The 24,808-nt window shown below is 71.3% G+C and carries 29 protein-coding genes; 9 read left to right on the forward strand and 20 right to left on the reverse strand.

The annotated features are described in order from the left end of the window. Positions 1-20: 20 nt before the first annotated feature. Both OG206_RS15035 and OG206_RS15040 read right to left on the reverse strand, forming a co-directional pair. Positions 21-998 (reverse strand): asparaginase, encoded by a 978-nt coding sequence (locus OG206_RS15035; RefSeq protein ID WP_327116242.1) that lies wholly within the window; start codon positions 996-998, stop codon positions 21-23. A 52-nt stretch (positions 999-1,050) separates the two neighbouring features. Continuing rightward, positions 1,051-1,719 (reverse strand): RsiG family protein, encoded by a 669-nt coding sequence (locus OG206_RS15040; RefSeq protein WP_327116244.1) that lies wholly within the window; start codon positions 1,717-1,719, stop codon positions 1,051-1,053. A 115-nt stretch (positions 1,720-1,834) separates the two neighbouring features. Here OG206_RS15040 and dtd point away from each other — a divergent pair, with 115 nt between their 5' ends. Next, positions 1,835-2,284: a D-aminoacyl-tRNA deacylase gene (gene dtd / locus OG206_RS15045; protein WP_327116246.1), complete on the forward strand. Its 450-nt coding sequence runs from the start codon at positions 1,835-1,837 to the stop codon at positions 2,282-2,284. Between the two features lie 39 nt (positions 2,285-2,323). Here the strand turns inward: dtd and ygfZ are convergent, their stop codons facing one another. The 6 genes from ygfZ to OG206_RS15075 form a co-directional block, all read right to left on the reverse strand. Beyond that, the gene (gene ygfZ, locus OG206_RS15050) at positions 2,324-3,289 is read right to left on the reverse strand and encodes a CAF17-like 4Fe-4S cluster assembly/insertion protein YgfZ (protein WP_327116248.1); all 966 of its coding nucleotides are present in this window, start codon (positions 3,287-3,289) and stop codon (positions 2,324-2,326) included. Between the two features lie 30 nt (positions 3,290-3,319). After that, positions 3,320-3,781, reverse strand: a complete 462-nt coding sequence (locus OG206_RS15055; protein WP_327116250.1) for a Fur family transcriptional regulator — start codon at positions 3,779-3,781, stop codon at positions 3,320-3,322. A gap of 65 nt (positions 3,782-3,846) precedes the next feature. Further along, complete coding sequence (locus OG206_RS15060; RefSeq protein WP_327116252.1) at positions 3,847-4,419, reverse strand: FABP family protein; 573 nt, start codon at positions 4,417-4,419, stop codon at positions 3,847-3,849. A 253-nt stretch (positions 4,420-4,672) separates the two neighbouring features. After that, complete coding sequence (locus OG206_RS15065; RefSeq protein WP_327116254.1) at positions 4,673-5,584, reverse strand: hypothetical protein; 912 nt, start codon at positions 5,582-5,584, stop codon at positions 4,673-4,675. Continuing rightward, entirely contained in the window at positions 5,581-6,411 is an 831-nt protein-coding gene (locus OG206_RS15070; RefSeq protein ID WP_327116256.1) for a hypothetical protein, read from the reverse strand. The genes OG206_RS15065 and OG206_RS15070 overlap by 4 nt, the downstream gene beginning before the upstream one ends. Further along, positions 6,408-7,199, reverse strand: coding sequence for a hypothetical protein (locus tag OG206_RS15075; protein WP_327116258.1), 792 nt, complete (start codon positions 7,197-7,199; stop codon positions 6,408-6,410). The genes OG206_RS15070 and OG206_RS15075 overlap by 4 nt, the downstream gene beginning before the upstream one ends. A 105-nt stretch (positions 7,200-7,304) precedes the next feature. Here OG206_RS15075 and OG206_RS15080 point away from each other — a divergent pair, with 105 nt between their 5' ends. Further along, positions 7,305-7,667 (forward strand): DsrE family protein, encoded by a 363-nt coding sequence (locus OG206_RS15080; protein WP_327116260.1) that lies wholly within the window; start codon positions 7,305-7,307, stop codon positions 7,665-7,667. Positions 7,668-7,686: 19 nt separating this feature from the next. Here OG206_RS15080 and OG206_RS15085 read toward each other — a convergent pair whose 3' ends face one another. The 8 genes from OG206_RS15085 to OG206_RS15115 all read right to left on the reverse strand — a co-directional run bounded on the left by OG206_RS15085 (position 7,687) and on the right by OG206_RS15115 (position 13,046). Continuing rightward, positions 7,687-8,016: a DUF3099 domain-containing protein gene (locus tag OG206_RS15085; RefSeq protein WP_327122277.1), complete on the reverse strand. Its 330-nt coding sequence runs from the start codon at positions 8,014-8,016 to the stop codon at positions 7,687-7,689. A gap of 51 nt (positions 8,017-8,067) precedes the next feature. Next, positions 8,068-8,355 carry a DUF1416 domain-containing protein gene (locus tag OG206_RS15090; RefSeq protein WP_014154938.1) on the reverse strand — a complete coding sequence of 96 codons (288 nt, stop codon included), beginning with the start codon at positions 8,353-8,355 and terminating at the stop codon, positions 8,068-8,070. Positions 8,356-8,403: 48 nt separating this feature from the next. Next, on the reverse strand, positions 8,404-9,243 hold the full coding sequence (locus tag OG206_RS15095; protein WP_327116264.1) for a sulfurtransferase: 840 nt from the start codon (positions 9,241-9,243) through the stop codon (positions 8,404-8,406). Between the two features lie 142 nt (positions 9,244-9,385). Further along, complete coding sequence (locus tag OG206_RS32605; protein ID WP_350310325.1) at positions 9,386-9,466, reverse strand: putative leader peptide; 81 nt, start codon at positions 9,464-9,466, stop codon at positions 9,386-9,388. 249 nt (positions 9,467-9,715) lie between these two features. Then, a complete protein-coding gene (locus OG206_RS15100; RefSeq protein WP_327116266.1) occupies positions 9,716-10,411 on the reverse strand; it encodes an LmeA family phospholipid-binding protein in 696 nt (231 codons plus the stop codon). A 154-nt stretch (positions 10,412-10,565) separates the two neighbouring features. After that, complete coding sequence (locus OG206_RS15105; protein WP_327116268.1) at positions 10,566-11,822, reverse strand: hypothetical protein; 1,257 nt, start codon at positions 11,820-11,822, stop codon at positions 10,566-10,568. A 10-nt stretch (positions 11,823-11,832) separates the two neighbouring features. Then, positions 11,833-12,087, reverse strand: coding sequence for a MoaD/ThiS family protein (locus OG206_RS15110; protein WP_327122278.1), 255 nt, complete (start codon positions 12,085-12,087; stop codon positions 11,833-11,835). Positions 12,088-12,128: 41 nt separating this feature from the next. Continuing rightward, on the reverse strand, positions 12,129-13,046 hold the full coding sequence (locus OG206_RS15115) for an alpha/beta hydrolase (RefSeq protein WP_327116270.1): 918 nt from the start codon (positions 13,044-13,046) through the stop codon (positions 12,129-12,131). Positions 13,047-13,342: 296 nt separating this feature from the next. Between OG206_RS15115 and OG206_RS15120 the strand changes: the two genes are divergently transcribed. The 5 genes from OG206_RS15120 (at position 13,343) to OG206_RS15140 (ending at position 18,706) form a co-directional block, all read left to right on the forward strand. Then, positions 13,343-14,146: a winged helix-turn-helix transcriptional regulator gene (locus OG206_RS15120; RefSeq protein WP_327116272.1), complete on the forward strand. Its 804-nt coding sequence runs from the start codon at positions 13,343-13,345 to the stop codon at positions 14,144-14,146. Between the two features lie 24 nt (positions 14,147-14,170). After that, positions 14,171-15,214, forward strand: a complete 1,044-nt coding sequence (locus tag OG206_RS15125; RefSeq protein ID WP_327116274.1) for a LacI family DNA-binding transcriptional regulator — start codon at positions 14,171-14,173, stop codon at positions 15,212-15,214. A 94-nt stretch (positions 15,215-15,308) separates the two neighbouring features. Further along, positions 15,309-16,406, forward strand: coding sequence for a S1C family serine protease (locus OG206_RS15130; RefSeq protein WP_327116276.1), 1,098 nt, complete (start codon positions 15,309-15,311; stop codon positions 16,404-16,406). A 153-nt stretch (positions 16,407-16,559) separates the two neighbouring features. Next, on the forward strand, positions 16,560-17,291 hold the full coding sequence (locus OG206_RS15135) for a response regulator transcription factor (protein WP_327116278.1): 732 nt from the start codon (positions 16,560-16,562) through the stop codon (positions 17,289-17,291). Then, positions 17,288-18,706 carry a sensor histidine kinase gene (locus OG206_RS15140; RefSeq protein WP_327116280.1) on the forward strand — a complete coding sequence of 473 codons (1,419 nt, stop codon included), beginning with the start codon at positions 17,288-17,290 and terminating at the stop codon, positions 18,704-18,706. The genes OG206_RS15135 and OG206_RS15140 overlap by 4 nt, the downstream gene beginning before the upstream one ends. A 31-nt stretch (positions 18,707-18,737) precedes the next feature. On the opposite strand, the gene OG206_RS15145 is transcribed toward OG206_RS15140, so the two are convergent. After that, a complete protein-coding gene (locus tag OG206_RS15145; RefSeq protein WP_327122279.1) occupies positions 18,738-18,932 on the reverse strand; it encodes a DUF397 domain-containing protein in 195 nt (64 codons plus the stop codon). Between the two features lie 5 nt (positions 18,933-18,937). Further along, complete coding sequence (locus OG206_RS15150; protein WP_327116282.1) at positions 18,938-19,795, reverse strand: helix-turn-helix domain-containing protein; 858 nt, start codon at positions 19,793-19,795, stop codon at positions 18,938-18,940. 247 nt (positions 19,796-20,042) lie between these two features. On the opposite strand from OG206_RS15150, the gene OG206_RS15155 reads away from it, so the two are divergent. Both OG206_RS15155 and OG206_RS15160 read left to right on the forward strand, forming a co-directional pair. Then, a complete protein-coding gene (locus OG206_RS15155) occupies positions 20,043-20,504 on the forward strand; it encodes an ATP-binding protein (protein WP_327116284.1) in 462 nt (153 codons plus the stop codon). Between the two features lie 100 nt (positions 20,505-20,604). Beyond that, on the forward strand, positions 20,605-21,810 hold the full coding sequence (locus OG206_RS15160) for a cell wall protein (protein ID WP_327116286.1): 1,206 nt from the start codon (positions 20,605-20,607) through the stop codon (positions 21,808-21,810). Positions 21,811-21,835: 25 nt separating this feature from the next. Here OG206_RS15160 and OG206_RS15165 read toward each other — a convergent pair whose 3' ends face one another. Both OG206_RS15165 and OG206_RS15170 read right to left on the reverse strand, forming a co-directional pair. Then, complete coding sequence (locus tag OG206_RS15165; protein WP_327116288.1) at positions 21,836-22,729, reverse strand: phosphatidylinositol-specific phospholipase C; 894 nt, start codon at positions 22,727-22,729, stop codon at positions 21,836-21,838. Positions 22,730-22,889: 160 nt separating this feature from the next. Beyond that, the gene (locus OG206_RS15170; protein WP_327116290.1) at positions 22,890-24,716 is read right to left on the reverse strand and encodes a bifunctional metallophosphatase/5'-nucleotidase; all 1,827 of its coding nucleotides are present in this window, start codon (positions 24,714-24,716) and stop codon (positions 22,890-22,892) included. Positions 24,717-24,808: the final 92 nt, after the last annotated feature.

The following is a 24,808-nucleotide window of genomic DNA, read 5'->3' on the forward strand; positions in this document are numbered from 1 at the left end:
CCCGCGGGCGCGGGAGCCGCTCAGAACGCCGCCCGGACCTCCCCCACCTCGGCCGCGCCGCCCATCAGCGGCGCGCTCCCGATGCGGGCCACCACGGGTGCGTCGACGCCGAGGAGGCCGAGAGCGCGGGCCAGCACCGGGCCGAGGGCCCGCGTGGAACCGTCGTCGATCTTGAAGGCCAGCGCCCTGCCGTCGGGCAGCGCCACCGCCTGCACCGCCTCGGCTCCCATCTTGGAGAGCGTGCCCGGCACCTCCCGCATCAGCCAGGTGTCCGGGCGCCGGGTGCCCGCGACGTACTCCGGGTGTGCGCGCATCGCGTCCGCGACCCTGCGCTCCGCCGAGCCGGGCTCCGCCAGGACGAACGTGCGGAAGGCCCGGGCCAGCCCGACCAGGCCGATCGCCATGAGCGGGGCCCCGCAGCCGTCCGTGCCGAGCGCCGCCACCGGCTCGCCCGCCGACTCCGCGACGACCTCACCGACCAGGCGTTGCAGCGGGTGGGCCGGGTCGAGGTAGGTGGCGGTGTCCCAGCCGTTGCGTACGCAGACCGCGAGCATCGCCGCGTGCTTGCCGGAGCAGTTCATGGTGAGCGGTTCCCGCACGCCGCCCGCGGCCAGGTACGTCTCCGCCTGGACGGGGTCCAGCGGAAGGTCGGGCGGGGTCTGCAGATCGTCCGGCTTCAGCCCGTGCTCGGCGAGCATCGTGCGCACCAGGTCGAGGTGGAAGTCCTCCCCCGAGTGGCTCGCGGCGGCCAGCGCCAGCCGTTCGCCTGAGAGGTCCAGCCCGGCGCGCAGGATCGCGGCGGCCTGCATGGGCTTGTTCGACGAGCGCGGGAAGACCGGGGCGGCAGGATCGCCGAGCGCGAGCTCCACGCTCCCGTCCGCGGCCAGGACGACCAGCGATCCCCGGTGGTGTCCCTCGGTGAAACCGGATCGCACGACTTCGGCGAGGACCGGGTGCGCGGACGACGAGGACGGTGACGGGGATATGAAGGAGGTCATGGGGCGGGTGGCCTTCCGGGGGCGGGCGTGACCCGCCCCCGGAAGGGTCGCTTCAGGCGAGCAGGTCCTCTACTTGTGCTTCTCCGTCACGGTACCTGCGGGCGATCTCCGCGCTGCAATCGTCCACGGTCCGCTGAAGGCGGTGACGCCGCCGGGAGACCTGCCGCTCGTAGCGGACGAGCCGTCCCATCGCGGTGAGCAGCTCTTCGTCCGTACGGGCGTCGAGGTCGGACAGCCCGACCTCCGCGAGCGTGTCCGCCGCCAGCTGCCGGTACTCGTCGCTGCGCGGCGTGGTCAGGGTGACGTGCCGGGCCGAGGAGCGGTGGAGGGACGGGGTGTCGGCGAGGATCTCCGAGAGCCGGTCCACGACGGGCGACTCGGGGCCGGAACGGCGGGCCAGCTCGGCCCGCAGGATGTCGATCCGGCCCTGGACCAGACGGCGTACGTAACTGAGGTCCGCCTCGTCGCGCTGGGCGTCACGGCGCAGCGTGCGCAGATCCGGCAGCCGCAGCCCGCCGAATTCGGCCTGCGGGCGTACGGAGGCGAGTCCCGCCCCCGCCGTCTGCCCCGGCACGGACACCGCGCCCGGCAGCCGCACGGGAGGCGTCACGGGCGACAGGCCGGTCGGAGCACCGTTCCGCTGGACCGGTGGCCGGAGGCTGCCGGCCGTGCACGTCACTGGTACGGCACCGGGTGATGGCCCGGTTCCATGTGTGGTCATGATGTTCCGTCCCCTCGACCGGTGCGTCGGCACACCGACATCGTGCATGGTGCCACTACGCACGGTGTTCATGCAGGTGCTCTGTACCCGTTCAGCCCAAGATAGGTTGGTCTGTATGCGTGCAGTGATACAGAGAGTGGACGGCGCGAGCGTCGCCGTGGCGGGCGGCGCGGACGATGCTCCGGGGTCCGGGACGGTCGGCGAGATCGTCGGCGAGGGACTGTGTGTGCTGGTGGGGGTCACTCACGGGGACACCGAGGAGAAGGCGGCGCAGCTCGCCCGCAAGCTGTGGACCCTGCGGATTCTTGAGGGCGAGAAGTCCTGCTCGGACGTGAATGCACCGCTTTTGGTCATTTCGCAGTTCACTCTCTACGGGGACGCCAGGAAGGGCCGCAGGCCCACATGGAACGCCGCCGCACCCGGCGAGGTCGCCGAACCGCTGGTCGACGAGGTCGTGGCACAGCTGCGCGCGCTCGGCGCCCGGGTGGAGACGGGCCGGTTCGGGGCGGACATGCGCGTCTCGCTCACGAACCACGGCCCGTTCACGGTGCTGATCGACGTGTAGCGGGCGGCCGCTCCGGCTGGACGGCCATGCGTAGGACTTCTACGGCTCGACGACCGTCTCCTGTGCCGCCGCGGTGTCACCCGCGATCAGCTCCGCGTCCACGGCGACGTTCCGCTTCACCAGCGCCAGGGCGATCGGGCCCAGCTCGTGGTGGCGGGCGGACGTCGTGATGAAGCCGAGCTGCCGGCCCTCCTCGCCGTCCGCGGCGAGCCGGACCGGGGTGCCGTGCCCCGGCAGGTGGACCTCGCTGCCGTCCAGGTGCAGGAAGACGAGGCGGCGCGGGGGCTTCCCCAGGTTGTGGACGCGGGCGACCGTCTCCTGGCCCCGGTAGCAGCCCTTCTGGAGGTGCACGGCGGTGCCGATCCAGCCCAGCTCGTGCGGGATGGTCCGGTGGTCGGTCTCGAAGCCCACGCGCGGCCGGTGCGCCTCGATGCGCAGCGCCTCGTACGCCAGGATGCCCACGGCCGGGCCGTGGGCCTCCGCGAACGCCTCCAGGCCGGCCCGGGGGAGGAACAGGTCGCGGCCGTGCGCCGTCTCGCGCACGGCGACGCCGTCCGGGGCCTCGGCGATGGAACCGGCGGGCAGGTGGACGACGGCGATGTCCTCGGTGCGGTCGGCGACCTCGACGCGGTAGAAGAACTTCATCGACTCCAGGTACGCGATCAGATCGCCCTGGGTCCCCGGCTCGACGTGCATCCATACCGTCGTGCCGTCGTCGACCAGGTAGAGGGCGTGCTCGATGTGCCCGTTCGCGGAGAGGATCAGCGACTCGGTGGCCTGGTTCGGCGCGAGGTCGCTGACGTGCTGGGTGAGCAGCAGGTGCAGCCAGGCCAGGCGGTCGTCGCCCGTGACGGTGACGACACCGCGGTGCGAGAGGTCGACGAAACCGCTGCCGTCGGCGAGTGCGCGTTGCTCACGGAACAGGTCGCCGTAGTGCGCGGCGACGCCTTCGTCGCGCCCCTCGGCGGGGACGGCGCCGGGCAGGGACAGCAGGGGGCTCTTCATGCGACCAGCGTACGACTCGTACGGACCGGACTACCGCTCGCCGCCGGTGTCCGGCGGGGAACCGTCCCGGTCCGCCTTCGCCGTGCAGGCGGCGCAGCGCCCGAAGATCGCGAAGTGCTTCATGTCGGTCTCGAAACCGAACGTGCTCCGCAGCTTGGCGGTGAAGTCCTCCACGACGTCGACCTCGGCCTCGATGACGTCCGAGCAGTCCCGGCAGACCAGGTGGATGTGGTGATGGCGGTCGGCCAGGTGGTAGGTCGGGGCGCCGTGTCCGAGGTGGGCGTGGCTGACCAGACCCAGCTCCTCGAGGAGCTCCAGGGTCCGGTAGACGGTGGAGATGTTCACCCCGGCTGCCGTCCGGCGCACCTCACCGAGGATCTCGTCGGGGGTCGCGTGCTCCAGCTCGTCGACCGCCTCCAGGACGAGCTGTCGCTGAGGCGTCAGCCGGTAGCCGCGCTGCCGAAGATCCGTCTTCCAGTCGGTGCTCACCACAGACCCAGTGTAGGGCGGGGCGGGCACGGGCCCACGGATCCTTGCGGAACGGGGCCCGGGACCGGCTACTTGAAGAAGGCGATGCCGTCGTCCGGCAGGTCCCCGAGGCCCCTGGCCATCTCGGCGACCTCCTCCGGGGTGACGACCTTCTTCAGGTGAGCGGACATGTACGGCCGCATCTCCACGTCGGGGGTGGACTTCTCGCCGACCCACATCAGGTCGCTGTTCACGTAGCCGTAGAGCCGCTTGCCGCCGCTGTACGGGCCGGAGGCCGCGGTGCGGGCCACCGCGTCGGTGACCACGTCGATCTGCGGCTTCTGCTTCGCCAGCTCGCCGTACCAGACCTCGACGACGCCCTGGTCGCGGACCATGACGATCTCGACGTTGCGGTCCTTGTCGATGCGCCAGTAGCCGGACTCGGTCTCCAGCGGCTTGACCTGGTTGCCCTCGGCGTCCAGGACCCAGGAGTGCGAGACGTACTCGAGGAAGTCACGGCCGTCGTGGCTGAACGTGACCTCCTGCCCGAAGTTGCACTTCTCGGCACCGGGGAAGTCGGACACGCCCGCGCCCGCCCAGTTCCCCAGGAGGAAGGCCAGCGGCACGAGGTCCGGGTGGAGGTCGGACGGAATCTCGATCATGAGCGGCTCAGACGATCTGTGAGGGTGTACGGACGGAGTTCGGCGAGGGTCAGCGCTGGCCCTGGTACAGCTTCTTCACGGTCACCGCCGCGAAGGCGAGAACGCCGACGCAGACCAGGACCAGCAGGGCGGAGAAGAAAGCCTCAAGCACGGGAGCTCCTCGAAACGAACGACACGACGGCAGTACGCGTCCGGGCCCCCAGCCTAATGGGTGGGGGCCCGGCACGGCGGCCGGGGGTTTCCCCGGGCGCGGTCAGCCCAGCAGCTGGTTCTGCAGAATCAGCGTCTGGTGGAACGGAACGGCTTCCGTGCCCGCCGCGCCCTTCCGCGCGTGGACGACGAGGGCGACGGTGTCCCCGGCCAGCACGTAGGCGTGCCGGACCTGCTCCGCACCGTACGGCTTCGCCTCGCTGTACACGCGGGGCGTGGTGTACTCCACGCCGCCTGTCGCCGGCCAGTCGTCGTCGTTGGCGACGTCGGTGATTCCGGCGAGCGGCTGGGGGTACGACTCGTTGCCGAACAGCTGGTCCTGGAACTCGGTGGAGAACGCCACCGAGTTGAACTGGAGCAGGTAGACGCGGGAGGACGTCCCGTCCGGCATGGTCCAGGCGCGGGCCGCTATGTGCCGGAGCGCGGAGTCCTTCAGCCGCTGGGTGAGAGCGGCCCGGTCGCCCTTCGGGTACTCGGAGACGTACCGCGCGGTGGTGACCCAGCCGTCGGCCTTGTCGTCCACCTTCGCTCCGGCCGGGGCCGGCAGCAGCAGGCGCCGCAGATCGGCGTGGTGGACCTCCGCGGCGTTGGTGTCGCCGAACGGGCGGGGCGCGCCGGCCGGAAGGGCGGGCAGGGTCAGCCGGGGGTACTCCCAGCGCCCGTCGTCCTCGGTGGCCAGTCCGGGCACGTCGGTGCGCGACATCGAGGTGATGCCCGCGACCGTGCCGGCGCCGAGACCGCCGAGGACCAGCACCGCCGCCGTCCACCGGGCGACCGCCCGCAGCACCCGGCGCGGCGGCCGCGGCGGGGTCTGCGGGAGATCGCCCTGCGAGGGTTCCTGCTGCGGGGCCTCCTGCCGCGGCGGGTCCTGCGGCACGGGGGGCGGGGGCGGGGGCAGCGGGGGGAGGCTCTCCGCGACGGCCTCGGCGGTCGGTTCCGCCGTCTTCTCGGTCATACGTACTCCCCCGGGGACGTGATGTGCTCCAGCTGGTCCTTCAGCAGCTCGGCGACGGCCGCCTTGTCGATGGGCTTGACGCCGGCCGCCGAGACGGTGATGCCCAGCTCGCCGTCGTATGCCGAGCAGAGCATGTTCTCGATCTCGCTCTTGGCGTCCTTCGGCATCAGGAAGCACCTGGCGTTGCGCGTCTGGCCCTTGATCCTCGGCCCTTCGCGGAAGACGCCGACGGCGTCGAACAGCTCCGTCCGGAAGGTGTGGAGATCCCGGACGGCCTTCTTGTCCTTCATCCGCACGATCTGCGTGTTCACGACCAGGTCATTGGTGTCCGACACGTACGAACGGGCGGCGAGGCCCTGCACGCGGAGCTTGTCCACCCGCTTGTCGAACTCCCGGCGCTGCTTGCCGGCGAGCCCCCGGTTGGACTGCTTCATCGCGGCGGCGGCCTCCTTGCCGCTGACCTCGCCGTCGTTGCCGAGCTCCTCGACATCGGGGCCCAGCCGGTAGTCCGCGGGAACGGGCAGCAGCAGCTTGCTGAGCTCGGTGTCGGTCCTGCCACGGTCGGTGCCGTCGGCCGGGTCCTTGCCGGGCCGGTGCTCGGCCACGTCGTAGACCGTGGTCGCCACGGACCGGTCCGCACCGTCGACCGTGATCTTCGTGTACACGGCAGCGCCGGCGACGGCGCCGATCACGAGGACCGCCGGAAGCGCGGTGAGCAGGATCCGGCGGGCCTTCCCCGGGCGCGCCGGGGCGTCGGGGAGCGGCTGCGCCCCCGGCACCTCGGGGGCCGCGGACGCGTCGGCGGCGGGCGGGATGACGTCGTTCACAGGAGCTCCAGCTGTCGCTCGGCCAGCGTCCGGATGTCCTTCTTGCTGATCGGCTCGGTGTCGAAGACGTTGACCTCGACCATGATGTCGCCGCGGTGCATGACCGCCCTGGCGCGGTAGGACGCCATGTAACCGGGCTTCCGGTCGACGGGATACAGGTAGTAGCGGCCACTGCCGCTGCCCTTGACCGGATCGCCCTCGTTGCCGGCCCCGTCCTTCTTCCAGGGCATGTACGAGCGCTGGCCGTCGGCGTACGACGCCGCTTCGGCGATCGCGCCGGAACGGAACTGGACGAGCCGCACGTTGGCCTCGCGGTACGCGCCCTTCTTCCAGGCGGCACCCGCGATCCGGCGGATGTCGGACTCCAGGAGGTACTCGAAGTGGGAGTCCTCGTCGTTGAACTCGCGCGCGTAACCGTCCACGCTCATCCAGCCGTCGTTCAGCGCGCCGGCGCCCTCGTCGTCGCTCCAGCCGGCCGGCCGCTTCAGCACCAGCTCGCGCAGATCACCGTCCGTCCGCACCTGGCGGTCCTGCGAGGCGGGCAGCGGCGCCGGGGCCTTGTCCGCCGGAAGTGCCTCCGCCGGGTAGGCGAGTTGCGCCTGTGACAGCGCGGGCAGCGGCGTCGGCGGCCGCTCGGCCTGGATGCCGTAGCCGACAGCCGTGCCGGCGGAGACGCCGAGCAGGGCGGCCGCGGTGATCAGCAGGGCCGTACGTCCGCGACGACGCGGGTGCACCACGACGGCCGGCGGGACGGCCGGCATGTCGCCCATGGTGTCGTTCTGTTCCAAAAGGGTCCCCCCATGAGACCTGAGGCACGAGTTCCGTTACCTGTGCACACAGCTGACCCTCAGGTCCCCGGAGAGGTTGCACGCCGGAGGATTACAGTTCGGTACATGTCGAAGAAGCTCGTGATCAAGGTGACTGCCGGCGCCGACTCCCCCGAGCGCTGCTCGCAGGCCTTCACCGTGGCGGCCGTCGCCGTCGCCAGCGGGGTCGAGGTGTCGCTCTGGCTGACCGGCGAGTCCGCCTGGTTCGCCCTTCCGGGGCGTGCCGCGGAGTTCGAACTCCCGCACGCCGCGCCACTGCCCGACCTGGTCGACTCGATCCTGGCGGGCGGGCGGATCACGCTCTGCACCCAGTGCGCGGCGCGCCGGGACATCACGGAGAAGGACGTCCTGGACGGCGTACGGATCGCGGGGGCCCAGGTCTTCGTGCAGGAGGCCATGGCCGACGGCACACAGGCGCTCGTCTACTGACCCGGCCGGCCCCGGGCGGTCACCTGCGGCGCTTCCTGCCGTCGAGTTCGTCCCACCACTCGTCCGACTTCGGGTCGCCCGAGGGGTCGTCCCACCAACGGTCCTCCGGCCCCCGGCGGTTGGCGATCACCGCCGCGGCGGGCGGGATGACCGCGGCGACCACGCACATCGCCACGGCCGCGGGCACCGACCACAGGCGCACGAAGGCCCAGGCGGCCACGAAGAGGAAGAGACAGCCGCCCATCATCAGGAAATAGGCGCGCCTGCGCCGTGCGTACATGACTCCAGCGTAGGACCCGGGGCGCGGGAAACGCCTGCGGACGGCGCGAAGGGCCGCACCCCTGTCCAGGTGGCGTCCAACCCCCTGGGGTGCGGCCCTCCGGCCGGATGCGTGCGCGGACTACACGGCGATGGCGACCTCGGCGAGGCCACCGGTCTGCGCCACGACCGTACGGTCGGCGGTGCCGCCCGGAACCAGGGCGCGGAGCGTCCAGGTGCCCTCGGCCGCGTAGAAGCGGAACTGACCGGTCGCCGAGGTCGGGACCTCCGCGGTGAACTCACCGGTCGAGTCCAGCAGCCGGACGTAGCCGGTGACCGGCTCGCCGTCGCGGGTCACGCTGCCCTGGATGGTCGTCTCGCCCGGCTTGATCGTCGAAGCGTCGGGGCCGCCGGCCTGTGCTCCACACATGGTGTTCAGTCCTTCTGGTCGGGGTCCTGCTGATCGGGTCCTGCGGAATTACTTGTTGGCGCCGAGCTCGATCGGCACGCCCACGAGGGAGCCGTACTCGGTCCACGAACCGTCGTAGTTCTTGACGTTCTCCTGGCCGAGCAGTTCGTGGAGGACGAACCACGTGAGCGCGGAGCGCTCACCGATGCGGCAGTACGCGATGGTGTCCTTGGCCAGGTCGACCTGCTCGTCCTCGTAGAGGGCCTTGAGCTCGTCGTCCGACTTGAAGGTGCCGTCGTCGTTGGCGTTCTTCGACCACGGGATGTTGCGGGCGCCCGGCACGTGGCCGGGGCGCTGCGACTGCTCCTGCGGGAGGTGCGCGGGGGCGAGCAGCTTGCCGCTGAACTCGTCGGGCGAGCGCACGTCGACGAGGTTCAGGCTGCCGATGGCCTTCACGACGTCGTCGCGATAGGCGCGGATCGACTCGTCCTGCGCCTTGGCCTTGTACTGGGCCGCCGGACGCGCCGGGACGGCGTCGGTCAGGTCGCGGGAGTCGAGCTCCCACTTCTTGCGGCCGCCGTCGAGCAGGCGGACGTCCTGGTGGCCGTAGAGCTTGAAGTACCAGAACGCGTAGGAGGCGAACCAGTTGTTGTTGCCGCCGTAGAGGACGACCGTGGTGTCGTTCCCGATGCCCTTCTCCGACAGGAGCTTCTCGAAGCCGGCCTGGTCGATGAAGTCACGGCGGACCGGGTCCTGCAGGTCCTGGGTCCAGTCGATCCGGATGGCGTTCCTGATGTGGTTCTTCTCGTACGCCGAGGTGTCCTCGTCGACCTCGACGATGGCGACCTGCGGGTCGTCGAGGTGGGCCTCGACCCAGTCGGCGTCGACCAGAACGTCTGCGCGGCTCATGCGTTTCTCCTCCGGGGCAGTCTGCGGCGGCGTGGTGCGGTGTGCGAGAGGTACGCGGAGTGCCTGCGGCGGGGCGCGTACGGCCGGCACGGGTGTGGCCCTGACGAAGTCGAAGGGCCGGGGAAACGGGAGAGGGTCCCGCTCAGAAGGTGCGACAGAGCATGGCGGCGACGCGGCACAGATCTACTGCCCGCCGCTTCGTGAGGTCCGCCTGTCGCTTCATACGTCCGATCGTAGGGAGGTACGGGCGGAGATGTCACCGCCGTGTCGGATGATGAGACGCGATCGTCCGTTGGGTGAGACGAGGAAGGGGTCGACCCTGTCCCCGCACGCTCCGCCGGCCTTCACGGTCCTCAGATTATCTGAGGACCGGACACGTCCGTCTCATCATGCGGATCAGTTGTCCGGCCGCCTCCACGGACCCCTACCCCGGCCCGCCGCTCCCACCCGCGCGGACGGCCCGCAGGGGCCGTCAGCCGGCGAGTGCGATGTCGGCGCCGCTCATCGAGATCTCCAGACCGCCCGGCGCGACCTCGATCTTCTCCAGCTTCAGGCCGTCCGGCAGTCCGCCGATGCCGCGCTCGAAGTCGGTCCTCTTCCGGACCAGACCCTCCAGACCGGGGATGCCCTCACCCGGTACCTCGTCCGCACGCACCCGGACGGTGTCCCCGTCGACCAGGGTGACGGTGGACAGCACCGTGCGCGTGAGCGTGCGGTCCACCAGCGGGATCCGGACACTGCCCGTGACCTTGACCTTGCCATCGCCGCCGTAGGCGACCGTGACGCCCTCGTCGGCCGCCTCGGTGAGGGTCGCGTAGGACAGGACGGCCGTCCCGGTCGCCCAGGCGGCCGTGGCGCTCGTGTAGCCGGCGCCCAGGGTCACGTCGCGCAGCCGGGCGCGGATCTCACTGATCCGGATGTCCCGGCCCGCCGCACTGGCCCGGATGTCCTTGACCTTCACGTCGACCTCGTCGAGCTGGGAGTCGGCCACCTGGGTCAGGAAGGGGAAACCCTTGATCGAGACATCGGTCGAACCCGCCTCGGCACCGCCGAAGCCGACCCGGTCAGCCGCCTCGGACTCCGCGAAGTGCACGGCGGCACGGTCCGCGGCGACGAAGACGCCGCCCAGGACCACGGCGATGATCAGCAGTATTCGCAGTGCACGCATGCCTGTTGTTCTCCCACTCGGACCGACCGGACCTCTGCAGCACGTGAGCGTACTGCCGCGGTGCGGCACGCCCCAGGTGATCGACGAGCGGGGTGCCCGGCCGGTTCCCGCCGAGGGCGGGCCGGCCGGGAGACGGCCGAAAACGTCCGTCCGGTCAGGCGAGGGCGCGGCCGATCAGATACACGGCGGGGGCCGCCGCCGTGAGCGGCAGCGCCACTCCCGCCGTCATGTGCACGAAGCGGGACGGATAGTCGTAGCTCGCGACCCGCAGTCCGATCAGCGCGCAGCCGCCGGCGGCGAACCCGAGGAGCGCGGCGGACGACCCGAAGTCCGTGAGGGCTCCGCCGGCCAGTCCTGCGCCCGCCGAGGCGAGCAGCGCCACTACGACCGAGAGCGGACCCGGCAGCGGAAGTGCCCGGACGAGCACCGCGACCGCGACGGCGATCCCGCCCACGGTCACCGCGTCCGGTACTGCCGCCAGGTGCCCGGCGGCCAGGACCGCGAGAGCGGCGGACGCGACCGTGGCCGTCAGGCCGTACATCCGCTCGTCGGCTCCGGCGTGGCTGCGGAGCTGGAGGACGAGGGTGAGCAGCACCCAGACGCCCAGCGTCCCGAGGAGGGCGGCGGGTGCGTTGTCCCGGCCGGCCGCGAGCAGGGCGACGTCGGCGACGACCCCGCCCGCGAAGGCGAGCGCGATGCCCTGCCTGGCCGGCCACATGCCGTTGAGCCGGAACCAGCCGGCCGCCGTCACGGCCTGGAGCAGGACCAGGGGGACGAGCAGCGCGTACGCGCCGATCGCCGCGCCCAGGGCGAGGAGCAGACCGAGACCGGCCGTGATCGCGGCGGGCTGCATCCCCGGCGCGATGATCGGCGAACGCCCTTCGGCGCGGGCCCGCTGCGCGTCGGTGATCCGGGCGTTCCCCAGAGTGGTGGGCGCGCTGAACCCGGGGCCGTCGTCGGGTACCGGAGCCGGGGCGGCCGTCGGAGCCGACGGAGCCTCGGGGGGCAGCGGACGGGCGGCGGGGGTGTGCCCCTGGGCGTGGACCGGGGGCTGCGGCTGGACCGTGGGCTGGTACTGGGTGTCCCAGGTCTGCCCCTGCCAGGTCTGGGTCGCACCCTGGTCGGCGTGCCCCTGAGCACCGCCCCGCTCCGGGTAGGCCACGGGCTGCTGCGGGTGTCCGTAGGCGGACTGCTGCTGCCCGTACCCCGGGTCGTACGGCTGCTGCCCGTACCCCGGGTCGTACGGCTGCTGCCCGTACCCGGGGTCGTACGGCTGCTGCCCCGGAGCCTGCGGGTGCTGCTGGTCGGCGTACCCGGGCTGCTGCCCGTGGGCCGGGTCGTACCCCGGGTCGTACGGCTGCTGCTGCCCGTACGACGGGTCGTACGGATACTGCTGGTCGTTGTCGCTCATGGTCTGCGGTTCACCCTCCTGCGAACGGCGGGAGCACCTCGACCGTGCCGCCCTCGGCAAGCCGTACGGTCTCATGCCCGCGCGTCCCGACAGGAGTCCCGTCGATGAGGAACGAGCTCCGGAGCAGTACGCGCGTCAATTCGCCGGGGTGGCGCTCACGCACCCCGGCGAGCGCCTCGGCGAGCGTGTCCGCCGCGTACGGCTCCTCAGCGGTTCCCGCAGCGGCCTTGGCCGCGGCCCAGTAGCGGATCGTCCCCGCTGCCATGGCGGCACCCCTTTCCTCGTGCTCCGGCTGTCCATCATTCATCACGCCGACTCCGTCCAGTCGGCGATGCGGGTGAGCAGGTCCTCGTCCGCGGCGTTCTCGGCGTGTCCCATGCCGTGCTCCAGCCACAGTTCCGCCCGGTCGCCCGCGGCTCCGGCCAGCATCCGGGGGTGGTCGACCGGGAAGTACGGGTCCCGGTCGCCGTGCACGATCAGGAGGGGCGCGGTGATGAGCGGGACGGCCTCCACCGGCGAGAGCGGCACGGGGTTCCAGTGCTCGCGGTGGATGCGGGTGCGGAAGCCGTAGCGGCCGACGAACCGGCCCGCGGGGCGGGTGACGACCCAGTGCACCCGGCGCATCGGGGCGGTGCCCCGGTAGTACCAGCGGGCCGGCGCGCTGACGGCGACCACCACGTCCGTGTGCGCCCCCGTACGCCCATCGTGCGCCGAGGTGCGCCTGCCCACCCGTTCGGCCCCCGGCACCCGCTCCTCCGCCGCGACGAATTCACCGGTTTCCGGGGCCGTATACAGAGCGGCGTGCCGAAGCACCACGGAGCCGCCCATCGAGAAGCCGACCGTAACGACGCGCCGGTGCCCCAACGACCTCGCCCAGGCGACCGCGGCGGCCAGATCGAGCACTTCCCGGTCGCCCACCGTGGACCGTCCGCCGGACTTTCCGTGACCTCGAAAAGAGAACGTGATCACGGCCGCACGCTGGGCGAACACCCCGGCGGCGCGCAGCACGGCCGGCCGGTCGGCGGAGCCGGTGAAACCGTGCGCGAGGACGATCGCCGTCCCCCCGGAGCCACCGCCTCCGCTCCCCCGCGAACCCGCCGTACACGGGGTGTACACCGCCTCGATACGCACCCCGTCACCGGTCAGCAACGTGGTGCGCCGGGGGGCGCGCGTGGTCGAGGGAACAGAGGAACTCGGGAATCGGCCCTCGGACACAGAACTCATGTGGGCTATTCTGCTGCGAAGAGGATCCGGGCAAAGCAGCCCCCGGGTCCTTTTGTGCTTTACGAGCGTTGTTACGGCAGCGTTTCCATAAGCTCAGCGGCCCCCGGGCGCGGGACCGCACGGTAAAAACCGTATGACGCCGTCGCAGGTGATGGACGTACGGGAGTACGAAGCAGTGCCGCATACTCCCCCGGGTCCGACCCGGGAGTGCCCCTCTCGCAGGGAACGAGGAGGACCGACGTAATGGGCGAGCGAACCGTGCACGATCGACCGACGACCCAGGCAGGTGGGCGGCGATGAGTTCACTGCTGCTCCTGACGAATGCCCTTCAACCGTCGACGGAGGTGCTCCCCGCCCTCGGCCTCCTGCTGCACAGCGTGCGGGTCGCCCCCGCCGAGGGACCCGCTCTCGTCGACACCCCCGGTGCCGACGTCATCCTCATCGACGGCCGCCGCGACCTCCCCCAGGTCCGCTCGCTGTGCCAGCTGCTGCGGTCCACCGGACCCGGCTGTCCGCTGATCCTCGTCGTGACGGAGGGCGGCCTCGCGGCCGTCACCGCCGACTGGGGCATCGACGACGTCCTGCTGGACACCGCGGGACCCGCCGAGGTCGAGGCCCGGCTGCGGCTGGCCACCGGCCGCCAGCAGATCACCGCTGACGACTCCCCCATGGAGATCCGCAACGGCGACCTGTCGGTCGACGAGGCCACGTACAGCGCCAAGCTCAAGGGCCGGGTCCTCGACCTGACCTTCAAGGAGTTCGAACTGCTCAAGTACCTGGCGCAGCACCCGGGCCGGGTCTTCACCCGCGCCCAGCTGCTCCAGGAGGTCTGGGGCTACGACTACTTCGGCGGCACGCGGACGGTCGACGTCCACGTGCGGCGGCTGCGCGCCAAGCTGGGCCCCGAGCACGAGTCGCTGATCGGCACCGTCCGCAACGTCGGCTACCGCTTCGTCACCCCCGAGAAGGTGGAGCGGGCGGCCGAGGAGGCCAAGGCCAGGACGGCTTCGAGGCAGGCCGATCAGGCCCTCACCCGTTCGGAGCATTCCGCCGATCCCCGGATCGAGGAAGAAGCCCCGGTCCGGCCTGCCGAGCGCTAGGTCGATCCGCGTAGACTGCCGCGCGTGGCCAAGGTGACGCGGGACGATGTGGCGAGACTGGCGGGGACCTCGACAGCGGTCGTCAGCTACGTCATCAACAACGGACCCAGGCCGGTCGCCCCGGCCACGCGCGAGCGGGTGCTCGCCGCGATCAAGGAGCTCGGATACCGGCCCGACCGGGTCGCCCAGGCCATGGCGTCGCGGCGCACCGACCTCATAGGAATGATCGTGCCGGACGCCCGGCAGCCGTTCTTCGCGGAGATGGCCCACGCGGTCGAACAGGCCGCGGCCGAGCGCGGGAAGATGGTCCTCGTCGGCAACTCCGACTACCGCGACGAACGCGAGGTCCACTATCTGCGGGCCTTCCTCGGCATGCGCGTCTCCGGGCTGATCCTGGTCAGCCAGGGGCCCAGCGAGCGGGCCGCGGCCGAGATAGAGGCGTGGGACGCGCGGGTCGTGCTGCTGCACGAGCGCCCCGAGGCGATCGACGACGTCGCGGTTGTCACCGACGATGTCGGCGGCGCCCAGCTCGCCACCCGCCACCTCCTGGAGCACGGCTACACCTATGTGGCGTGCCTCGGCGGCACGGAGTCGACCCCGGTGGTCGGGGACCCGGTCGCCGACCACATCGAGGGCTGGCGCCGCGCCATGCAGGAGGCGGGGCTCCCGACCGAGGGCCGCCTCTTCCACGCCCCGTACAACCGGTACGACGCCTACCAGGTCGCCCTGAAGCTGCTCTCCGGGCCCGACAGGCCCCCGGCGATCTTCTGCTCGACGGACGACCAGGCCATCGGGGTGCTGCGGGCCGCCCGCGAGCTGCGGATCGACGTGCCGGAGGAGCTGGCGGTCGCGGGCTTCGACGACGTGAAGGAAGCGGGACTGACCGATCCGCCGCTCACGACGGTCTTCTCCGACCGTCCCGCGATGGCACGGGCGGCCGTTGACCTGGTCCTCGACGACTCGCTGCGCGTATCGGGGTCGCGCCGTGAACGCCTGAAGCAGTTCCCTTCCGCGCTGGTCGTGCGCCGCTCCTGCGGCTGCGGGGAGCCGACCGTCACCGCCCGGTAGGGACCGCCCCCCTTATATCGGGCATACACGGTTCTGCCGGGCTTCTCAGGACGTACTCAGGCTGCTCTCATGTTCGCCGCGCACTCTCGTGGACATGAGCGACAGCCACCGCCCGAGCGGCGAGTACCCGATGGACCCCTCGAACGGCAACGGCTCCTACGGCAGCGGCGACGCGGCCTACCCGCCGCCGCCGGCCCACGAGCCCGAGTGGCGGACCGCCGAGATGCCGGCCGCTCACGCCTGGCCGGCCCCGGCGCCCCAGCCCGCCCCGGCAGGTCCCGGCGCGGACGGCCCCCGGTCCGAACGCCGGGTCAAGCGGCCCGTCGCACTGCTGGCCGCCGTGGCAATAGCCGCCGCGGTGATCGGCGGGGGCACCGCCACCCTCATCGGCGAGTTCGCGGGCAACAGCTCCGCCACCTCGGGCTCCGGCAGTGTCGTCAACGGCACCACGGTCTCGCAGAGCAGCGCGGGCACCGTCGCCGGAGTGGTCGCCGCCGTGTCGCCGGCCATCGTTGAGATCCGCGCGTCCTCCTCGGCGGGCCAGGCCACCGGGTCCGGAGTCGTCATCACCTCGGGCGGCGAGATCGTCACCAACAACCACGTCGTCTCCGGCGCCTCCGCGATCAAGGTCTCGCTCAGCACCGGCAAGACCTACACCGCCGACGTCGTCGGCACCGACGCCGGCAAGGACCTCGCGCTCATCAAGCTCCGGAGCGCGAGCGGCCTGAAGACGGCCACCCTCGGGGACTCCTCCTCCGTGAAGGTCGGCGACCAGGTCGTCGCGATCGGCTCACCCGAGGGCCTCACCGGCACGGTCACCAGCGGCATCGTCTCGGCCCTCGACCGCGACGTCACGGTCGCCAAGGAGGACGGGCAGGACCAGCAGCAACAGCAGGGCGACGGGAACTGGCCGTTCGAATTCGGCGGGCAGCAGTTCAACGGCGACACGGGCTCGTCCAAGACGACGTACAAGGCCCTGCAGACCGACGCCTCGCTCAACCCGGGCAACTCCGGCGGCGCCCTCATCAACATGAACGGCGAGATCATCGGCATCAACTCGGCCATTTTCTCGCCCAGTTCGGCCGACTCCACGGGCAGTTCGGCCGCCGGCAGCGTGGGCCTCGGCTTCGCCATCCCGGTCGACACCCTCAAGTCCGACCTGAACACCCTGCGGGCCGGCGGCGGCTCCTGACGAGGAGACCGCCATGCGCACCGGCACCGGCCCCGCGGCGGCATGCCCCGCCCCGGCCGCCACCGGCCCGGCCGCGCGACGCCGCCGGGCAGCCGTGCGAGGCTGAGAACCCCGCACACGGACCCCCTACGGCAGGAAGAGGACGAAGCAGCGATGAGCCCCGCCGAAGACGATCCGCAGCGCGTCCTGATCGTCGACGACGAGCCCGCCGTGCGCGAGGCCCTGCAGCGCAGCCTCGCCTTCGAGGGCTACGGCACCGAGGTCGCCGTCGACGGTTACGACGCCCTGGCCAAGTCGGAGTCGTACGCCCCCGACCTGATCGTGCTGGACATCCAGATGCCGCGCATGGACGGCCTCACCGCCGCCCGCCGCATCCGGGCGACCGGATCGACCACGCCGATCCTGATGCTCACCGCCCGCGACACCGTCGGCGACCGGGTCACCGGCCTCGACGCGGGCGCCGACGACTACCTCGTCAAACCCTTCGAGCTGGACGAACTGTTCGCCCGCATCCGCGCCCTGCTGCGGCGCAGCTCGTACACCGTCGCGGCGGGCGGCCCGCTCCCCGACGACGACGTGCTGTCCTTCGCCGATCTGCGCATGGACCTGAACACCCGCGAGGTCACCCGCGGCACCCGCCGGGTCGAGCTGACCCGCACGGAGTTCACGCTGCTGGAGATGTTCCTGGCCCACCCCCGGCAGGTGCTGACGCGCGAGCAGATCCTCAAGGCCGTATGGGGCTTCGACTTCGAGCCCAGCTCCAACTCCCTGGACGTGTACGTGATGTACCTGCGCCGCAAGACGGAGGCGGGCGGCGAACCGCGCCTGGTCCACACCGTGCGCGGCGTCGGCTACGCCCTGCGCTCCGGCGGCGGTGACGGATGACCGGCTTCCCCCGCCGGCTCCGCACCCTCCCGCTGCGCTCCCGGCTCGCGCTGCTGGTGGCGGCGGCGGTAGCGGTCGCGGTCGCGGCGGTCGCGGCGTCCTGCTGGTTCGTGACGCGGGACCAGCTGCAAGAGCAGCTGGACAATTCTCTCGTCACGTCGAACACGGTCGACAGCACCTACGTCCAGAACCTGCTCAACACCTGCGCGGGCACCGCCGTCGGCCAGCAGCCCGACCCCGGATCGTTCCGGGTCCAGATCATCGCGCCCACCGGTGATCCGTGCCCGGCTCCGCAGAACCGCGCGTTCCCCACGACGGACCTCGACCTCGCCGTCGCCGGCGGGGAGCGCGGGAGCGTCCTGCACACCGTGGAGGACACCGACGGCACGAAGCTGCGCGTCTACACCCGCCAGATCCGACTGGACCGCCGCCCCGGACCCGACGCCACACTCGCCGTCTCCGTCGCCCGTCCCATGAGCGTGGTCGACGACCCGCTCTCGACCCTCGCCTGGGTCCTGGTCCTCGTCTCCGGCATCGGTGTCGTCGGCGCGGGCGCGGCCGGGCTGTGGATCGCCCGCACCGGTCTGCGCCCGGTCGACGACCTCGCGCACGCCGTCGCGCACGTGGCCGAGACCGAGGACCTGACCGTACGGATCCCCGCCGAGGGAGAGGACGAGATCGCCCGGCTCTCCCGGTCCTTCAACTCCATGACCAGCTCCCTGGCCACCTCCCGCGACCGCCAGGCGCAGCTCATCGCGGACGCGGGCCACGAACTGCGCACCCCCCTCACCTCCCTGCGTACGAACATCGAACTCCTCGTCCGCAGCGACGAGACGGGCCGGGCCATCCCCCCCGACGACCGCAAGGCCCTGATGGCCTCGGTCAAGGCGCAGATGACGGAGCTGGCCGCCCTCATCGGCGACCTCCAGGAGCTCTCCCGCCCCGACGCCGCCCAGCCGGGCCCGCTCCAGGTCGTCGCACTGCACGACATCACCCGCACCGCTCTGCAACGCGCACGGCTGCGCGGCCCCGAGCTGACCATCACGGCCGACCTCGCCCCCTGGTACGTCCGCGCCGAGCCCGCCGCCCTGGAGCGCGCCGTGGTCAACGTCCTGGACAACGCGGTGAAGTTCAGCCCGTCCGGCGGCGCGATCGAGGTGGTCCTGCACCGGGGGGAGCTGACGGTCCGGGACCACGGCCCCGGCATCCCCGCCGAGGACCTGCCGCACGTCTTCGAACGCTTCTGGCGCTCCCCCTCGGCCCGCCAGCTCCCCGGCTCCGGCCTCGGCCTGTCCATCGTGGCCCGCACGGTGCAGCAGGCGGGCGGCGAGATCGCCCTGCGTCCGGCGGACGGTGGCGGCACTACCGCCACGATCCGCCTGCCGGGTGCGCCTCAGCCGCCGCCTGGGGTGTGAGCGGGGCTCCCGCACGCGCATGCCCGCCGGTTCAGGCCAGGTCGTCGAACTCGCCCTCTTTGGCCCCGCCGAGGAAGGCCCGCAGCTTCGCGCGGGTGGTGCGTACGACCACGTCCGGGCGGTCGCTCTCGCGCAGCAGTATCTCGCCTTCGTACTCAGCGAGTTCGAGGCAGTTGTTGCCCTCGGCACCCGATGACTTCGAGGACTTGCGCCACTGGATATTCATGATCCTCATGCCCTCATGCTCTGTGTGATTCCGCGAATGAAGTCCCGCGAGTTCTTCGGGTCGAGAGACCGGCTCTCGACCTGATCCAGCACGGCCCGGTAGTTCACGAGGCGTGTTTCGGCATCGATGAACGCGGGCCCGGTAGCCGTGTCCGTCTGTACGGTGTCGAGCTGCGGAACTGGACCGTAGACATATTGTGTCGAACTGCCGATCTCCGGGAAACCACCCGCCGCGAAGGGAACCACCCGAACCGAGACGTTATCGCGCTCCGACTCCGCAAGTAGGTGTCCGAGTTGTTTGCCGGCCACGCCGGGGCCGCCGTACGTCATCCTCAGCGCGGCCTCGTGGATGAGGAACGTACAGGCAGGCGCCCCCTCCCTGTCCAGCACATCGCGGCGTCGCAACCGGTGCGACAGCTGACGGCGGAGGCGTTCCGGGCTCAGAGGGGGTACGACCTCCGCGAACACGGCACGGGCGTACTCCTCGTTCTGCAACAGCCCCGGCATATACATGATCTGCACCGACCGGATCGCTACGGCGTGATGCTCAAGCTCCGCCAGATCGAGCGCCCCACTGACGAGATCATTCCTGTAGTCCTCCCACCATCCGTTCACGCGTTCTTCAGCCATGTCGGCCAAGGCGTCGACGTACGCGGTGTCCGGGCACTCGTAATAGCCGGCCCACGTGCGCACTCGTACGGCGCTCACTCCGAATCGTCCCGCTTCGGTGTTGCTGACAGTGGTGCGGTCCGTGCCCAGCGCGGCTGCCGCCTCAGTGAGCGACAACCCGGTGCGCTCCCGGAGTCTGCGCAGTTCGGTACCCAACCGGCGCTGGCGCGCAGTGGGCGCCTTCCTCGATGCCATCGGACTCCCCCTCCTATCGAGCCTCAGTGTGACCCGTCACCCGACAGGGTTCACTTTGCCTATCACGTTACCCACGTCGACCCAACGCGTGAGGTAATCAACGGGCGGTGCCTCGATCACCGCACCGCAGCCATCGACCTGAAGTACCGCCGCGCTGACACGCCTTGAGAGGGGTGTGCCCGTGCGGCCATCACCACGGTCAACGAGCAGCGCGCCCGTTCGGATCGCATCACGTGGGGAGATCGACATGACCGACGCCAGCACCACCGCACCCTCCGCATCACCGCACTGCCAGGACGGCGAGAGCTACCGGCTCTCCCTGCCCAACACCGCGCGCTCGGCCGGGATCGCCCGGCATTTCGTCACGTCGCTGCTCACCGGCACCTCGCACAGCGGAATCGTCGAAGATGCCCGCCTCTGCGTCACCGAGGTGGTGGCCAACGCCCATCGCCACAGTCGTACTTCACTGATCCGCGTGCACGTGACGGTCAGCCCGGAGCGGGTGGTGGTCTCCGTCGCCGACGACACCCCCTGGGCCGCGCCCGCGCCAGGCCGGATCCGCACCGGTCCCGCGCAGGAGTGCGGGCGGGGGCTGATGCTCCTGGAGGAGCTCGCCCTGGCGTGGGGGTCGGACGTCTGTGGTTGCTGCACCCCCAGCCACAAGGCCGTGTGGTTCACGCTCGCCGCTGACGCGAGGGTCGCCGCGTAGCGCTCGGTTTGCCGTGCCCGTACGGCGGTGCAGGCCCGACCGCCCGCCGTGATCCACCGGCAGGCCCGGTCACCGGCCCGCCCCACCTCGACGGACCCTGATGCGCCGTACCACCGGCGCGGCTTCGCGCTGCGCTCCTCCGGCATGCCCTGATCCGGCATGGACCCGCGTCCCCCGCGCCGCGCAGGAGGCCGCCTCGACCTCCGCCCGCCGCGCCCAGCCGCGCGCGTGGCTACCCGCCGTGGCCTGGCTGGTCGGCGCGGGTCTTCACCCGCGCGCGGGTGGAACCACTCTCGCCGTGGCCCGGGATCTCGCGGCGCGGATGGACTACCGACGGGGATACGTCCTGTACGACCTCGAAGGCACCGCCGCCCGTTGCGAAGTGTCGACGGCGACGGTGAAACGCCATGTCCGGGTCCTGCGGGAGCTCGGCGCGCTGGCGTGGCACCGCCACGGCACGAAGAAGAACCTTCGGCTCCCGGGTCGCGCGTACACGGCTACGGCGACCATCTACGCGGCAGTGATCCCGGCCGCGTACGACACGGCGATGGGTCACCGGCTCGACGGCACCGGCTACGGCGCCCGGGTGCTCGGCGTGACGGACGAGGGGCGGATGCGCGCGACCGGCGCCGTCCGCGCCACGTCACACCCCGCGGACGGCCGGCACCCGGGCACGGTCCTTCCCGCACCGCGTGCACCCCATTCTCCTGGGCCCCACCACGACGTTCCTCCCGCTGACCTTGACGGTGGGTTGAACTACACCTCGCGGGCGAACCGACGCACCAGGAGAGCCAGGAGCGGCGGCGGCCCGTCGCTCCGGAGCCCGTGGCAGGTGGCCCGCGACATCAGGATCGCGCGGCAGGTCCGGCCGCTCGTCGGCTGGGCCCAGCGGGAAGGGCTCCGCCGACTGGCTTTCGCGCTGCGCCCGTTGATCGACCGAGGCCTGGAGGCGCACGACATCGCGGCCGAACTCATCGGCATGGCCGTCGGCTGGAGCCCCGCACGGCCTGCCGCGTACATCACCGCCGCCCTCGCCCGTGACCGGCGGACCGGGACGCCACGCCGCCCGGACAAGGAGCTCACGGCCGACCCGGCCGCCCACCAGGAGTGGCAGCAGTGGCTGAACGCCCGCCGGGCCGACACCCCGGCGCGTACGGACGACGACCGCCGCCACGCCCGGCTCTACGCATGGGACCGGTGGCACGAGGTGGCCACCCACTACGACCAGGACCCCGACGACGCCCTGGACCTCTACGGAACCCGGCTGTGCGCCTACGCCGTCAAACGGGCCGCACGAACCACCTGATCCCCAAGCTGCCAGGACCGGCGCCTCAGCCCACCGGGTTGTGCCGGATCAGCGACTCCACCAGACCCGGCCGGGTGGCGGAATAGTCCAGCGGGACGATGCCGAGACCGGTCCAGCCCGCCGCGGCGGAACCGTCGAGGAACGAGTGGACCTGCGGGTTGAGACGGTCGGAGTTCCAGCGCGGCGGCATGAGGGCGGCCGTGCTCACGTAGTTCATGAAGAGCTTCCCCGGCTGCTGCGCGGCCTTCCGGAACTGCGCCTCGATCTTCGGGTACTTGCCGAACGGCTCGGCCATGTAGTCGTCCTGGATGTCGAAGAGCGCGGGGTCGGCGTACCGGACCCCGGGCAGACCGCCGTTGTCGGCGAGCACGACGACCTTGCCCCGGGCCGCACGGAGGTCCGGGAGCGTGGGGTCGAGGCGCAGGAGCGGGCGCCAGCCCTTGCCGTCGAGATAGATGTCGAAGATCCGCCGGAACGCGGCGTCGCTCTCCTGCGAGTACTCCTGCTTGACACGCATCAGCACGGTCTCGGAAGGGTGCGCCGCGAGGAAGGCCCGGCAGGCGCCGAGGACGTCGTCGAAGTTCAGGTTCTGGTAGGAGGCCCCGTGATGGATCGCGTAGGCGTCGCCGCTGATCCGGCAGCGGATGTCGAGGAAGCGGATGCCGCTGTCGAGCTGCGCGGCGACCGTGGTGTTCTGGCATTCCGTCCAGGGGCCTCCGAACCGGGCCCCGGAGTTGTGCGTCCCGGGGATCGTGAGTCGCTGCAACGGGGTGGTGTCCGCGAGCCCGGCCATCCAGTCCTGCGTGCCGAGGACCCGGGCAGGGGCGGCAGACGCCGGCGTCCCCCCGAGCAGAATTCCTGCGGTGACGGCGAGCGAGCCGGTGAGGATGCTCCGGCGCGTGGCTGTGTACGGGGTCATGTGGCATGCCTCCGGCGGCCGTGGGGGGAATGGCTCCGGAATTATGACGCGGACTCATCAAGCACGGAACAGGGCCTGGCCTCGCCCCGGCCGTCGTGGAAGACAGCAGCGGGGCAGTGGCCCGACCGGCCCACCGCCCCGCCCCGTCATGTCCCGCGCGCTACTGCACGACCGTGATCCGGTCCGTGGCCGGCGGGGCCAGCGGCGCGGAGGCCGTGGAGTGCGCCGCCAGGTAGGCGTTGAACAGGTCCAGGTCGGACGGGCCGACCAGCTTGTTCGTGCCCTGGCCGAGGGCGGCGAAGCCGTCGCCGCCGCCCGCGAGGAACTCGTTCATCGCGACGCGGTACGTCTTCGCCGGGTCGATCGCGACACCGTTCAGCAGGATCGAGGAGGTGACCACCCGGTCGGCACCCGCCTTCGTCATGTCCAGCGTGTAGGTGAGGCCCTTCGAGACCTGGAGGATCTTCGGGGACGCCGCGTTGGATCCGCTGACCTGCTGCTGGAGGGCGGCGACGAGCTGCACTCCGGTGAGGTCGACGACGTTCATCATGTTGGTGAACGGCTGGACGGTGAACGCCTCGCCGTACGTCACCACTCCGTCGCCCTCACTGCCGGACGCCGAGTACACCAGGTCCGAGCGGATGCCGCCCGGGTTCATGAACGCGACGACCGCGCCCCCCTTGTCCGCCGGGGCCAGGCCCTCCAGCTGGGCGTCTGCGATCAGGTTGCCGAGCGGCTTCTCGGGAGCGGTGGAGCCGCGGCCGTTGATGTCGGCGGAGATGAAGCCCTGGGGCCGGCTCGCGATCGGGGCGGCCAGCGTGTTCCAGCGGGCGATCAGCGCGGTCATGTCGGTGGCCTTGGCCTGGTCCCGGCTGACGATGTGGTTCGCCGACTTCACCGAATTCACGGACTTCACCGACGTACGGACGATGTCCTTGGTGCGGCGGTCGTAGGTCAGCGTCGTGTCCGTGTAGAGCTTGCCGAACGACGACGCCGACGTGACCATGCGCGGCTTGCCGGAGGGGTCCGGCACCGTGCAGACGTAGGCCTGGTGCGTGTGCCCGGTGACCAGGGCGTCGACCTTGGACGTGATGCCCTTGGCGATGTCGACGATCGGGCCCGAGATGCCGTCACCGGCACCGGGGCTGTCGCAGTCGTAGTTGTACGAGGTCGAGGCCGGGGAACCGCCCTCGTGGATCAGCGCGACGATGGACTTGACGCCCTGCCGGTCCAGCTCCTTGGCGTACTTGTTGACCGTCTCGATCTCGTCGTGGAACTCGAGGCCCTTGACGCCGTTCGCCGTGACGATGTTCGGCGTGCCCTCCAGGGTCACCCCGATGAAGCCGATCTTGACGCCGTTCTTCCTCCAGACCGTGTACGGCTTGAGGATCGGCCTGCCGGACTTCTCGCTCGTCACGTTGGCCGCGAGGTAGGGGAAGTCCGCACCCTTGAACTTCTTGCCCTTCTCGTAGCAGCCCTCGACGGGGTGGCAGCCGCCGTTCTGCAGGCGGCCCAGCTCGGTGGCACCCTCGTCGAACTCGTGGTTGCCCACGGCCGTCACGTCGAGGTCGAGCCCGTTGAGCGCCTCGATGGTCGGCTCGTCGTGGAAGAGACCCGACAGCAGCGGGCTCGCGCCCACCATGTCGCCGCCTGCCGCGGTGACGGAGTACGGGTGCCCCTTCCGCGCGGTGCGCAGCGAGGTCGCGAGGTACTCGACGCCACCGGCCGGAACCGACTTCACCGTGCCGTCGGCCTGCTTCTCGGCGACCGTCCCGGCCGAACCGGCGGGCGGCTCGAGGTTGCCGTGGAGGTCGTTGAAGGAGAGCAGCTGCACGTCGACGGTGCGGGGCTGGTGGTGGCCGTGACCGTGTCCGTGGCCCTGGGCGCCGGCAGGCACGGCGGCGACGAGTGCGCCCATCGTGGCCAGCCCGGCCGCGGCGGAGAGCACCCGCCGGGAGGCACGGTTCTTCTGTGAAGTCGCTGACATCGTTCCCCTTGTGAGTTCAGCGGGAGGGTGGTGAGTGGCGGTGACACGCCTGGAATCCTGCTGCCGCAGCCTAGAGTCAACGCGCGTAGCGC

This window comes from Streptomyces sp. NBC_01341, from assembly GCF_035946055.1.
GTDB lineage: Bacteria > Actinomycetota > Actinomycetes > Streptomycetales > Streptomycetaceae > Streptomyces.

Excerpts from the sequence above, each read along its gene's own strand:
- OG206_RS15105 (WP_327116268.1), bottom strand. The coding sequence starts at position 11,822 with ATGAGCGACAACGACCAGCAGTATCCGTACGACCCGTCGTACGGGCAG.
- OG206_RS15135 (WP_327116278.1), top strand. The coding sequence starts at position 16,560 with ATGAGCCCCGCCGAAGACGATCCGCAGCGCGTCCTGATCGTCGACGAC.
- OG206_RS15100 (WP_327116266.1), bottom strand. The coding sequence starts at position 10,411 with ATGCGTGCACTGCGAATACTGCTGATCATCGCCGTGGTCCTGGGCGGC.
- OG206_RS15170 (WP_327116290.1), bottom strand. The coding sequence starts at position 24,716 with ATGTCAGCGACTTCACAGAAGAACCGTGCCTCCCGGCGGGTGCTCTCC.
- OG206_RS15150 (WP_327116282.1), bottom strand. The coding sequence starts at position 19,795 with ATGGCATCGAGGAAGGCGCCCACTGCGCGCCAGCGCCGGTTGGGTACC.
- OG206_RS32605 (WP_350310325.1), bottom strand. The coding sequence starts at position 9,466 with ATGAAGCGACAGGCGGACCTCACGAAGCGGCGGGCAGTAGATCTGTGC.
- OG206_RS15095 (WP_327116264.1), bottom strand. The coding sequence starts at position 9,243 with ATGAGCCGCGCAGACGTTCTGGTCGACGCCGACTGGGTCGAGGCCCAC.
- OG206_RS15080 (WP_327116260.1), top strand. The coding sequence starts at position 7,305 with ATGTCGAAGAAGCTCGTGATCAAGGTGACTGCCGGCGCCGACTCCCCC.
- OG206_RS15060 (WP_327116252.1), bottom strand. The coding sequence starts at position 4,419 with ATGATCGAGATTCCGTCCGACCTCCACCCGGACCTCGTGCCGCTGGCC.
- OG206_RS15145 (WP_327122279.1), bottom strand. The coding sequence starts at position 18,932 with ATGAATATCCAGTGGCGCAAGTCCTCGAAGTCATCGGGTGCCGAGGGC.
- OG206_RS15165 (WP_327116288.1), bottom strand. The coding sequence starts at position 22,729 with ATGACCCCGTACACAGCCACGCGCCGGAGCATCCTCACCGGCTCGCTC.
- OG206_RS15040 (WP_327116244.1), bottom strand. The coding sequence starts at position 1,719 with ATGACCACACATGGAACCGGGCCATCACCCGGTGCCGTACCAGTGACG.
- OG206_RS15160 (WP_327116286.1), top strand. The coding sequence starts at position 20,605 with ATGCGCCGTACCACCGGCGCGGCTTCGCGCTGCGCTCCTCCGGCATGC.
- OG206_RS15130 (WP_327116276.1), top strand. The coding sequence starts at position 15,309 with ATGAGCGACAGCCACCGCCCGAGCGGCGAGTACCCGATGGACCCCTCG.
- OG206_RS15110 (WP_327122278.1), bottom strand. The coding sequence starts at position 12,087 with ATGGCAGCGGGGACGATCCGCTACTGGGCCGCGGCCAAGGCCGCTGCG.
- OG206_RS15140 (WP_327116280.1), top strand. The coding sequence starts at position 17,288 with ATGACCGGCTTCCCCCGCCGGCTCCGCACCCTCCCGCTGCGCTCCCGG.
- OG206_RS15115 (WP_327116270.1), bottom strand. The coding sequence starts at position 13,046 with ATGAGTTCTGTGTCCGAGGGCCGATTCCCGAGTTCCTCTGTTCCCTCG.
- OG206_RS15155 (WP_327116284.1), top strand. The coding sequence starts at position 20,043 with ATGACCGACGCCAGCACCACCGCACCCTCCGCATCACCGCACTGCCAG.
- OG206_RS15090 (WP_014154938.1), bottom strand. The coding sequence starts at position 8,355 with ATGTGTGGAGCACAGGCCGGCGGCCCCGACGCTTCGACGATCAAGCCG.
- dtd (WP_327116246.1), top strand. The coding sequence starts at position 1,835 with ATGCGTGCAGTGATACAGAGAGTGGACGGCGCGAGCGTCGCCGTGGCG.
- OG206_RS15035 (WP_327116242.1), bottom strand. The coding sequence starts at position 998 with ATGACCTCCTTCATATCCCCGTCACCGTCCTCGTCGTCCGCGCACCCG.
- OG206_RS15120 (WP_327116272.1), top strand. The coding sequence starts at position 13,343 with ATGAGTTCACTGCTGCTCCTGACGAATGCCCTTCAACCGTCGACGGAG.
- OG206_RS15065 (WP_327116254.1), bottom strand. The coding sequence starts at position 5,584 with ATGACCGAGAAGACGGCGGAACCGACCGCCGAGGCCGTCGCGGAGAGC.
- ygfZ (WP_327116248.1), bottom strand. The coding sequence starts at position 3,289 with ATGAAGAGCCCCCTGCTGTCCCTGCCCGGCGCCGTCCCCGCCGAGGGG.